The 10,823-nt window shown below is 72.1% G+C and carries 11 protein-coding genes; 7 read left to right on the top strand and 4 right to left on the bottom strand.

Features of this window, described 5'->3' with window-relative positions; all coding sequences use genetic code 11:
• Positions 1-183: 183 nt before the first annotated feature.
• Complete coding sequence (locus ACZ6RT_RS17445) at positions 184-774, top strand: cellulose binding domain-containing protein (RefSeq protein ID WP_470154651.1); 591 nt, start codon at positions 184-186, stop codon at positions 772-774.
• A 39-nt stretch (positions 775-813) separates the two neighbouring features.
• Here ACZ6RT_RS17445 and ACZ6RT_RS17440 read toward each other — a convergent pair whose 3' ends face one another.
• Positions 814-1,059, bottom strand: coding sequence for a type B 50S ribosomal protein L31 (locus tag ACZ6RT_RS17440; protein WP_470154650.1), 246 nt, complete (start codon positions 1,057-1,059; stop codon positions 814-816).
• Positions 1,060-1,062: 3 nt separating this feature from the next.
• The gene (gene rpmG / locus ACZ6RT_RS17435; protein WP_399194912.1) at positions 1,063-1,227 is read right to left on the bottom strand and encodes a 50S ribosomal protein L33; all 165 of its coding nucleotides are present in this window, start codon (positions 1,225-1,227) and stop codon (positions 1,063-1,065) included.
• Between the two features lie 218 nt (positions 1,228-1,445).
• Between rpmG and ACZ6RT_RS17430 the strand changes: the two genes are divergently transcribed.
• The 4 genes from ACZ6RT_RS17430 (at position 1,446) to ACZ6RT_RS17415 (ending at position 6,542) form a co-directional block, all read left to right on the top strand.
• Positions 1,446-2,402 (top strand): methionine ABC transporter ATP-binding protein, encoded by a 957-nt coding sequence (locus tag ACZ6RT_RS17430; RefSeq protein WP_399194914.1) that lies wholly within the window; start codon positions 1,446-1,448, stop codon positions 2,400-2,402.
• Positions 2,403-2,455: 53 nt separating this feature from the next.
• The gene (locus ACZ6RT_RS17425; protein WP_344895991.1) at positions 2,456-3,055 is read left to right on the top strand and encodes a methionine ABC transporter permease; all 600 of its coding nucleotides are present in this window, start codon (positions 2,456-2,458) and stop codon (positions 3,053-3,055) included.
• A 151-nt stretch (positions 3,056-3,206) separates the two neighbouring features.
• The gene (locus ACZ6RT_RS17420) at positions 3,207-4,067 is read left to right on the top strand and encodes a MetQ/NlpA family ABC transporter substrate-binding protein (protein WP_470154649.1); all 861 of its coding nucleotides are present in this window, start codon (positions 3,207-3,209) and stop codon (positions 4,065-4,067) included.
• A gap of 63 nt (positions 4,068-4,130) precedes the next feature.
• Positions 4,131-6,542, top strand: coding sequence for a Tex family protein (locus ACZ6RT_RS17415; RefSeq protein WP_470154648.1), 2,412 nt, complete (start codon positions 4,131-4,133; stop codon positions 6,540-6,542).
• A gap of 77 nt (positions 6,543-6,619) precedes the next feature.
• Here ACZ6RT_RS17415 and ACZ6RT_RS17410 read toward each other — a convergent pair whose 3' ends face one another.
• Both ACZ6RT_RS17410 and ACZ6RT_RS17405 read right to left on the bottom strand, forming a co-directional pair.
• On the bottom strand, positions 6,620-6,811 hold the full coding sequence (locus tag ACZ6RT_RS17410; RefSeq protein WP_399194920.1) for a hypothetical protein: 192 nt from the start codon (positions 6,809-6,811) through the stop codon (positions 6,620-6,622).
• Between the two features lie 55 nt (positions 6,812-6,866).
• Positions 6,867-7,412: a GNAT family N-acetyltransferase gene (locus ACZ6RT_RS17405; protein WP_470154646.1), complete on the bottom strand. Its 546-nt coding sequence runs from the start codon at positions 7,410-7,412 to the stop codon at positions 6,867-6,869.
• 650 nt (positions 7,413-8,062) lie between these two features.
• Between ACZ6RT_RS17405 and ACZ6RT_RS17400 the strand changes: the two genes are divergently transcribed.
• Both ACZ6RT_RS17400 and ACZ6RT_RS17395 read left to right on the top strand, forming a co-directional pair.
• On the top strand, positions 8,063-9,475 hold the full coding sequence (locus tag ACZ6RT_RS17400) for a ricin-type beta-trefoil lectin domain protein (protein WP_470154645.1): 1,413 nt from the start codon (positions 8,063-8,065) through the stop codon (positions 9,473-9,475).
• A gap of 47 nt (positions 9,476-9,522) precedes the next feature.
• The coding region (locus ACZ6RT_RS17395) for a family 16 glycosylhydrolase (protein WP_470154643.1) at positions 9,523-10,823 on the top strand (1,301 nt) is incomplete at its 3' end.

Here is a 10,823-nt window from a genome sequence, read left to right as displayed (position 1 = left end):
GTTAGAACCCTTTTGTCTCCACCGGGTCGGGAAGCACCGCCACTCTCGTAGCCCCCTAAACCGCTCAACACGGGGGGGGGGTCCCGGGCGGTGGCCAACGCCCCCCCCCCGGGACCTCGTTCACGACCGTCCCGCCCCGCCGTAGGGCCCCCACCCCGCCCCGCCCCGCCCGAAGGAAGTCCCGTGCCGCCCACCATGAGGATCACGTCGCTGCTCGGTCTGCTCTCGCTCACGGCGGCGGCGATCCTGCCGGTGGCGGCCTGCGCCGGTCGTACGGCGGAGGGCGGGCACGCCGGCACGCACCCGCCCGCGCGGAGCGGCACCCCGCAGAACACGGCCCCGCAGAACGCGGCCCTGGCCACCCCCTCCGGCGCCACCCCGGCGTCCCCGCCCTCACCGTCCTCCGCGGCTCCGTCGTCCCCGCCCTCGTCGTCCTCCACGGGCGGCACCCCGCATCCCCAGATCACGTCCGCGGCCGAATGCCGCGCGACGGTCACCCTGGTGGAGACGTGGCCGGGCGGCTACCGGGGCGCGGCGACGATCAAGAACAACGGCGACCTGCCGCTGGGCGGCTGGTACATCCAGTGGATGATGCCGCACGGGGTCACGATCACCCAGGCATGGAAGGGGACGCACATGCAGAGCGGGCCGGTCGCGATGATCCACGCCCCGGCCGACGCGCCGCCCCTGAAGCCGGGGAAGACCGTCTCCGAGATCGGCTTCATCGGGACCGCGGCCACTCCCCCGACCTTCACCGAGATCACCTGCGGCTAGAACCTCCCCGGCCCCGCGGCCCGGCCGGAGGGACGGGGTTCAGCGCCCGCCGTAGCGCTGCCTGAAGCGCTCGACCCGGCCGGCCGTGTCGAGGACCCGGCCGCGGCCGGTGTAGAAGGGGTGGCTCGCCGAGGAGACGTCGACGTCGACCACCGGGTAGACGTTCCCGTCCTCCCACTCGATCGTCCTGCCGGTCCGGACGGTGGAACGGGTCAGGAAGGCATAACCGGCACTCGGGTCGCGGAAGACGACCGGGCGGTAGTCGGGGTGGATGTCCTTCTTCATGGTCTATCGGTCCTCTCGGAACGGGACGTGCCGGCGGACGATCGGGTCGTACTTGACGACGGTGAGCCGGTCGGGGTCGTTACGCCGGTTCTTGCGGGTCACGTAGGTGTAGCCGGTGCCCACGGTGGACCTCAGCCTGATCACCGGGCGTGCCTCGTTGCTGGCCACTGCGGGCTCCTCTCGGGAAGACATGTCGTACGATGCGGGCGATAACGGTTTTCACTGGTCGGGCATTCCCGACCCGTCCCGGCCCCGGAAACCGCCCCGCACACCGACCCCGGAAGCCCCGGCCCCACAGGGAAGCGGTCGTTCCCGAACGACCGATCCGGCCTCCCCGGCCGGAGTATTGATTAGATTTGTACCGATATTTCAGGTATAACCTACCCGTGATACATGTTTCCGATCTTCGCAAGGTGTACGGCACCGGCGTGGTCGCGCTCGACGGGGTCGACCTCGACGTTCGCGAGGGCGAGATCTTCGGCGTCCTCGGGCAGAGCGGGGCCGGGAAGAGCACGCTGCTGCGCTGTGTCAACCTGCTGGAGCGGCCCACCGGAGGCACCGTCACCGTCGACGGGCAGGACCTGACCGTCCTCGGGGACGCCGAGCTGCGCGAGGCCCGGCAGCGGATCGGGATGATCCACCAGCACTTCGCGCTGCTGTCCTCCCGTACGGTCGCCGCGAACGTGGCGTTCCCGCTGGAGGTGGCCAAGGTGCCGCGCGCCGAGCGCCGGACACGGGTGGCCGAGCTGCTGGAGCTGGTCGGGCTGTCGGACAAGGCCGGGGCGTACCCGGCCCAGCTCTCCGGCGGGCAGAAGCAGCGGGTCGGCATCGCCCGGGCGCTCGCGGGCCGGCCGAAGGTGCTGCTGTCGGACGAGGCGACCAGCGCCCTCGACCCGGGGACCACGCAGTCGATCCTGGCCCTGCTCCGGCGCCTCAACACCGAGCTGGGGCTGACGATCCTGCTGATCACGCACGAGATGCAGGTGATCAAGAGCGTGTGCGACTCGGCGGCCACGATGCGGGACGGCAAGGTGCTGGAGTCAGGGCTCGTCCACGACCTCATCGCCCGGCCCGGGTCCCTGCTGACGCGGGAGATCTTCCCGCTGCCCGAGCCCGCGCCACCGGGCAGCGTCACCCTGACCTTCGCGGCCGGGCAGGCCGGGGAGCCGGTGCTGTCCGGCCTGGTGCGGAAGTTCGACGTGGACGTCAACATTCTCGGCGGCTCGCTGGAGGAGCTGCGCGGCGTGTCCGTGGGCCGGCTGCGGGTCGGGCTCGACGGCAGGGAGACCGCCGCCGCGCTCGACCACCTGCGCGGCCGCGGCGTACTGGTGGAGGGGCCGTGACGTTCGAGGAGCTGCTGCCGATCCTGGGGCAGGCCACCCTGGAGACCGGGCAGATGGTGTTCTGGTCGACGCTGCTGACGGCGGTGCTCGGCCTGCCGATCGGCGTGCTGCTGGTCACCACCGACCGCGGCGGCCTGACCCCGATGCCCGCGGTGAAGGCCGTGCTCGGGGCGGTCGTGAACGTGGGGCGTTCGCTGCCGTTCATCGTGCTGATGGTGGCGATCCTGCCGTTCACCCGGCTGATCACCGGCACCACGATCGGCACCGTGGCCGCCATCGTCCCGCTGACGCTCGGGGCCGTCCCGTTCTACGCCCGGCTGGTGGAGACCGCGCTGCGCGGTGTCGGCCGCGAGGTGGTGGAGGCCGCGCAGGCGATGGGGTCGCGGCGGGTCACCGTGGTCACCAAGGTCCTGCTGCCCGAGACCCTGCCGGAACTGGTCGCCGGGCTGACCGTCACCGTCGTCGCGCTGATCAGCTACTCCGCGATGGCGGGCGCGATCGGCGGCGGCGGCCTCGGCGACCTCGCCATCCGGTACGGCTACCAGCGGTTCGACACCGGCGTCATGGTCGTCACCGTCGTCCTGCTGATCGTTCTGGTCCAGCTCATCCAGATCCTCGGCGACGCCGTCGCCCGCAGGCTCTCACACAGATGACCGCGGGGTCCCACACGGACCCCATGGGCTTTCCCACAGACGACCCGCGGGGGTGGTCCCACACGGACGACCCACGGGCTTTCACACGGACGACCCGCGGGGTCCCACACGGACGCCCGCGGGCTTTCACACAGACAAGGAGATCACGGGGATGCGCAGATTGATGGGGGCCACGGCCGCGGCCGTACTCGCACTGACCCTGACCGCCTGCGGAGGTTCGACCGGGACCGGCAGCGGCACCGCGGCGACGTCCGGAGCGTCGGGGGCGTCGGCCGCCGCGGACGCGCCGCTGAAGGTGGGCGTGAGCCCGGTGCCGCACGCGGAGATCCTCAAGTACGTCAGCGACAACCTGGCCGCCAAGGCCGGGATCAAGGTGGAGATCGTCGAGTTCGCCGACTACGTGCAGCCGAACGTGCAGCTCCAGGAGGACCAGCTGGACGCGAACTACTTCCAGCACCGGCCGTACCTGGCGGACTTCCTGAAGTCCAAGGGCGGCGGGGAGCTGACCTTCGTCCAGGCCGTGCACCTGGAGCCGCTCGGGCTGTACTCCAAGAAGATCAAGGCCGTGACCGAGCTGGCGAACGACGCCACGGTCGCGGTGCCCAACGACGCGACCAACCTGGGCCGCTCGCTCAAGCTGCTCGAGGACAACGGCGTGATCACCCTCAAGGAGGGCGTCGGGACCGCCGCCACCGAGCGCGACGTCGCGAACAACCCCAAGAACCTCCAGTTCAAGCCCTTGGAGGCGGCCCAGCTCCCGCGCTCCCTCGAGGACGTGGACACCGCGGTGATCAACGGCAACTACGCCCTGGAGGCCGACCTCAAGCCCGCCGGAGACTCGCTGGTGCTGGAGAAGGCCGAGGGCAACCCGTACGCCAACGGGCTGGTCGTCCGTCCGGGCGACGAGAACGACCCCCGGGTGAAGAAGCTGGCCGAGCTCCTGGCCGGACCCGAGGTGAAGAAGTTCATCGAGTCCACCTACCAGGGTTCGGTGATCTCCTCCACGAGCTGACATCCGGCCGTGCGGCGGGCGAGGCGGTAGCTTGGTCCCTGCCACCACGGAGGAAGAGAGATCGTGACCACGTCTATTCATCAGCGGATCGCCGAAGAGCTGGGTGTGCGCGAGCGCCAGGTGCGGGCGGCGGTGGACCTGCTCGACGGCGGGGCCACCGTGCCGTTCATCGCCCGGTACCGCAAGGAAGCCACCGAGATGCTCGACGACACGCAGCTGCGCACGCTGGAGGAACGGCTGCGCTACCTGCGGGAGCTGGAGGAGCGGCGCACCGCGATCCTGGAGTCCATCGAGGGGCAGGGCAAGCTCGACGACACCCTGCGCGCGCAGATCATGGCGGCCGAGTCCAAGGCCCGGCTGGAGGACATCTACCTCCCGTACAAGCCCAAGCGGCGGACCAAGGCGCAGATCGCCCGGGAGGCCGGTCTCGAACCGCTCGCCGACGGCCTGCTGGCGGACCCGTCCGTGGACCCGAGGGCCGCGGCGGAGGCGTTCGTCGGCGAGGGCGTGGCCGACGCCGCGGCCGCGCTGGACGGCGCCCGCGCGATCCTGGTCGAGCGGTTCAGCGAGGACGCCGACCTGGTCGGCGAGCTGCGCGAGCGGATGTGGACGAAGGGGCGCCTGGTCGCGGCGGTCCGCGAGGGCAGACAGGAGGAGGGCGCCAAGTTCTCCGACTACTTCGACTTCGCCGAGCCGTTCACCAAGCTGCCCTCGCACCGGATCCTGGCGATGTTCCGGGGGGAGAAGGAGGAGATCCTCACCCTCACCCTGGAGCCCGAGCCGGAGCCCACCGGCACCTACGAGGGCCGCATCGCGCACCGCTTCGGCATCGCCGACCGGGGACGGCCCGCCGACGCGTGGCTGGCCGACACAGTCCGCTGGGCCTGGCGCACCCGCATCCTCGTCCACCTCGGCATCGACCTGCGGATGCGCATGTGGCAGGCCGCCGAGGAGGAGGCGGTGCGGGTGTTCGCGGCCAACCTGCGCGACCTGCTGCTCGCCGCGCCCGCCGGGAGCCGCGCCACCATGGGCCTGGACCCCGGGCTGCGCACCGGCGTGAAGGTCGCGGTGGTCGACGCGACCGGCAAGGTGCTGGAGACCGCCACGATCTACCCCCACGAGCCGCGCCGCCAGTGGGACCAGTCGCTGGCCGTCCTGGCCGCGCTGGCGAAGAAGCACGACGTGGAGCTCGTCTCCATCGGCAACGGCACCGCCTCGCGCGAGACCGACAAGCTCGCCGCCGAGCTGGTGAAGCTGGTCCCCGGCCTGACCAAGGTGATGGTGTCGGAGGCGGGCGCGTCGGTCTACTCCGCCTCGGCGTTCGCCTCGCAGGAGCTGCCCGGCATGGACGTGTCGCTGCGCGGCGCCGTGTCGATCGCCCGGCGCCTGCAGGACCCGCTGGCCGAGCTGGTCAAGATCGACCCCAAGTCGATCGGCGTCGGCCAGTACCAGCACGACCTCGCCGAGACCAAGCTCTCCCGCTCGCTCGACGCGGTGGTCGAGGACTGTGTGAACGCCGTCGGCGTCGACGTCAACACCGCGTCCGCGCCGCTGCTGACCCGGGTCTCGGGCATCGGCTCCGGCCTGGCGGAGAACATCGTCGCCCACCGCGACGCCAACGGCCCGTTCCGCTCCCGCAGGGCGCTGAAGGAGGTGGCCAGGCTCGGCCCGAAGGCCTTCGAGCAGTGCGCGGGCTTCCTGCGCATCCGCGAGGGCGACGACCCGCTCGACGCCTCCAGCGTGCACCCGGAGGCCTACCCGGTGGTCCGGCGCATCCTGAAGCGCACCGGCGGCGACGTCTCCACGCTGATCGGCAACGGCACGGTGCTGCGGACGCTGAGCCCGCAGGAGTTCGTGGACGACACCTTCGGCCTGCCGACCGTCACCGACATCCTCGCCGAGCTGGAGAAGCCGGGCCGCGACCCGCGCCCGGCCTTCAAGACCGCGACGTTCAAGGAGGGCGTGGAGAAGCTCTCCGACCTGGTGCCCGGCATGCTGCTGGAGGGCGTGGTCACCAACGTGGCCGCCTTCGGCGCGTTCGTCGACGTCGGCGTGCACCAGGACGGCCTGGTCCACGTGTCGGCGCTCTCGTACGACTTCGTCAAGGACCCGCGCGAGGTGGTCAAGCCCGGTGACATCGTCCGGGTGAAGGTGCTCGACGTCGACATCCCGCGCAAGCGCATCTCGCTCACCCTGCGCCTGGAGGACGACGTCAAGCCCGCGGGCCCGCGCGGCCGGCGTGACCAGCAGGGCGGCGGTGACCAGCAGGGCCGCGACGGGCGCGACGGCGGCGGGCAGCGTCAGGGCGGTGGCGGCGGGCAGGAACGCGGGGGCCAGGGACGCGGGGGCCAGGGACGCGGGGGCGGCGACCGGCAGCGGCAGGACCGCGGGGGGCAGTCGCGCAACGCGCCGGGCGGCGCCATGGCCGACGCCCTGCGCCGGGCCGGGCTCGACGGCTCGGGCAAGCGCCCCTGATCGCACCCCCGGCCCGTGGGGCGTCACGCGCCCCCGGGCGGGTCCGGACGCCGCAGGCCCCGCCCGCGAGGGCGGGGTCAGCGGCGGCGCCGGAGCAGGGCGGAGACGACGATGACGAGACCGGCGGCGAACGCCGCCAGGCCGATCCACGTCCACTCGCGGGCGCCGCTCATGAAACTGCCGCCCACATGGCCGAGACCCTGGAGCGCCCACAGGCCGCCCACCAGGACGAGCAGGACGCCGAGGCCGATCGGGAGCCAGGTCTTCAACGGGACACCTCCGGTACGCGGACCCGGGATCCGGCCCGGGACGACGACAACGCTCTCACACATCCCCGTCGGCGCGCGGGCCGGTGAACTCGGCGGCCAGCAGGCCGAACAGCGCCTCGTCGACGAAGGTCCCGGCCACCCAGGCGTTGCCGCGGAGCGTGCCCTCGCGCCGGAAGCCGGCCTTCTCCGCGGCGGCGATCATCGCGGTGTTGGTGACGAGCGTCTCCAGGCCGAGGCGGTGCAGGCCGCGGATGCGGAAGGCGTAGTCGCACAGCAGCCTCAGCGCTTCGGGGGCGTACCCGTGGCCGCGCGCCTCGGGGAGCAGCGACATGCCCAGGTGCCCGTTGCGGTTGAGGGTGTCGACGCCCCAGACGATGCCGATGCCGACCAGCTCGCCGGACACGGCCTGGACGGCGAACTCGACGTTGGCCGGGTCGGGCTCCCGCTTCTCGTACCGGGCGGTCACCCGCTCGATCGTCTCGGGGAGCCAGGGTGCCGGGACGGCGCCGACCCTGGTCTCCACGTCCTCGTGCAGCCGGTGGAGCGGGACCAGGTCCTCCTTGGTGACGGCTCTGAGCAGGACCCTGTCTCCACGAAGCATGAGCGCACCCTCGATGTCGGACGCGTGCGGCCCTGTCGCCGCCCTGCCGCCGGGTGGCGCGCGGGAACCGCCACCTACCGGACATCACACCATACGGAAGATCGAGACGGACGGCGGGTGACGCCGGTGACGCGGGCCCCTGACGGCCGTCCCTGACAGGAGCGCCCCGGGACGCGCCCCTCCCCCAGGTCAGGCCCGGCGTCGTCGTGCAGTTCACGCGACCCCTCGCACGCGCCCCGGCCCGTCGGCACCGCTTTTTTTACTGCTTGTATTGACCCGAGAACGAAGGCTGACCTATGGTTCCGGCAAGCGAGACCTTGCCTCGAAGGGACCCCCCCATGACTCGCTCCCCCTCGAACCGGACGCCGGTGGGCGCCCCGGCCTGACCCCCGCCCGGGCGGCGCGCGGACCGCGCCCCCGCCCGCCGAGCCGTTCTCCCCGCCGTATCCGTCGCGGCAGGGCCAGGACGCGTCGTGCGCACCCCGCGCGGCAGGCCCACCGGGCCGCCCGCGGTACGTGACACGCTCACCGCGTCCGGCGGCATTCGCACGTCACCCCCCACACGGGTCGTGACGCCGGTCACGCTCTCCCCGCGCAGCGGGTCGCGTCGTCGCCGGGACGTCACCTCCCACGACGGAAGGAGTCCGCGCATGGACGCCACCCGCCCCTCCCCCCGGCCTCCCCGGCGTCGGCGCGTCTCGCTCCCGGCCGCCCTCGGCGGGACGGTCACCGCCCTCCTGCTCGCCGTCACCGGCGTGCTGGCCGCGCCACCGGCCGCCGCGGCCACCGGTCAGATCACCGGCATCGCCGGCAAGTGCGTGGACGTCGCGGGCGCCAACAGCGCCAACGGCACCCCGGTGCAGCTCTACGACTGCAACGGCACCGCGGCCCAGCAGTGGAGCCGCAACGGTGACGGCACGATCCGCGCGCTGGGCAAGTGCCTGGACGTGACCGCGGCCTCCACCGCCGACGGGGCGCAGATCCAGCTGTACGACTGCAACGGCACCTCCGCCCAGCAGTGGGTCCACAGCGGCGCACGTGACCTGGTGAACCCGGCCGCCAACAAGTGCCTGGACGCCACCGGCCAGTCCAGCGCCAACGGCACCCGCCTGCAGATCTGGACCTGCGGCGGCACCGCCAACCAGAAGTGGAACGTCCCGGCCGACGGCGGCACCGACCCCGGCCCGGCCGGGAAGATGCCCGGGGCGCCCTACCTGTACATGGGCTGGGGCAACCCGCCCAGTCCTGCCGCGGTGATGAGCGCGACCGGGGTGAAGTCGTTCACGATGGCGTTCATCCTCTCCAGCGGTGGCTGTACCCCGGCCTGGGACGGTAACCGGCCGCTGACCGGCGGCGCCGACGCGCAGGCGATCAGTCAGATCAAGGCCGCGGGCGGCAGCGTGCAGATCTCCTTCGGCGGCTGGTCGGGCAACAAGCTCGGACCCAACTGCGCCACCCCGGCCGCGTTCGCCGGAGCGGTGCAGCAGGTCATCAACGCCGTCGGCCCCGCGGTGGTGGACTTCGACATCGAAAACAGCGACGAGTTCGAGAACTACACCGTCCAGGACCGCATCCTGAACGGCCTGAAGATCGTCAAGCAGAACAACCCCGGCGTCAAGATCGCCGTCACCTTCGGCACCACCACCACCGGCCCCAACGCCCACGGCATCCGCCTGATCAACCAGGCCAGGGCGCTGGCGGTGCCGATCGACAACTACACGATCATGCCGTTCGACTTCGGCAGCTCCAACATCTACACCGACACCGTCAACGCCTCCGAGGGGTTGAAGAACGCGCTCAAGGCCGCCCACGGCTGGAGCGACGCGCAGGCGTACGCCCGGATGGGCATCTCCGGCATGAACGGCCTGTCCGACCAGCAGGAACTGACCACGGTGGCGACCTGGACCCAGATCCGCGACTGGGCCCGCTCCAAGGGCCTGACCCGCTTCGCCTACTGGTCGGTCAACCGCGACCGTCCCTGCCCCGGCGGCGGGGTGACCTCCAACTGCAGCGGCATCGCCCAGGCCGACTGGGACTTCACCCGCGTCACCGCCGGCTTCTAGACCATGGCACCCCCCGCCGGTCGACACCGGTCCGAAAGGAACAGCCCATGATCTCCACCGTCCCGACCCCCTCCCCGGCCTCCCCGGGCGGCCCGCGACGCGCGCGCGGACCGCTCGCGCGGATCGGCGGCCTGCTGACGGCGACGCTGCTCGCCCTCACCTCCGCCGCCCTGGTCCCCTCCCCGGCGAGCGCGACCGGCCCCCAGGCCGTCACCGCCCGCGCCTCGGCCGCTCCCGGCCCGCTCGTCTGGTCCGACGAGTTCAACGCCGCCGCGGGCACCGCCCCGGACGCCGCCAAGTGGCGCCACGACGTGGGCGGCGGCGGCTGGGGCAACAACGAGCGGCAGTACTACACCACGGGCACCCAGAACATCGCCCACGACGGCGCCGGCAACCTGGTCATCACCGCGCGCAAGGGCAACCCGTCCGGTTACGGCTGCTGGTACGGCTCCTGCGAGTACACCTCCGGCAAGCTGACCACGGCCGCGACGTTCACCCGCACCTACGGCCGCTTCGAGGCGCGGATGAAGCTCCCGCGCGGCAAGGGCATGTGGCCGGCGTTCTGGATGCTGGGCACCGGGGGCGCCGGCTGGCCGGCCAACGGCGAGATCGACATCATGGAGAACGTCGGCAGCGTCCCCGGGCAGGTGCTCGGCAGCCTGCACGGCCCCGGCTACTCCGGGGGCAACCCGCTGAGCGGCAGTTACGACCTGCCCGCCGGGCAGGCGTTCGCCGACGCCTTCCACACCTTCACCGTCGACTGGGAGCCCGGCTCGGTGACCTGGTACGTCGACGGCGTGCAGTACTCCAGGAAGACGCCCGCCGACACCAGGGGCAACCCCTGGGTCTACGACCACCCGTTCTACATGATCCTCAACCTGGCCGTGGGCGGGAACTGGCCCGGCTCCCCGGACGCGTCCACGACCTTCCCGCAGCAGCTCACCGTCGACTACGTCCGCGTCTACGCCCAGGGCGGCACCGGTGGCCGCACCGGTCAGATCACCGGCATCGCCGGCAAGTGCGTGGACGTCGCGGGCGCCAACAGCGCCAACGGCACCCCGGTGCAGCTCTACGACTGCAACGGCACCGGCGCCCAGCAGTGGACGATCGGCACCGACGGCACGATCCGTGCCCTGGGCAAGTGCCTGGACGTGACCGCGGCCTCCACCGCCGACGGGGCGCAGATCCAGCTCTACGACTGCAACGGCACCTCCGCCCAGCAGTGGGTCCACAGCGGCGCACGCGACCTGGTCAACCCGGCCGCCAACAAGTGCCTGGACGCCACCGGCCAGTCCAGCGCCAACGGCACCCGCCTGCAGATCTGGACCTGCGGCGGCACCGCCAACCA

The organism is Streptosporangium sp. NPDC050148, from assembly GCF_055586505.1.
Note: the sequence above shows the minus strand (reverse complement) of the source record. Positions and strands in the feature narration are given on the sequence as shown.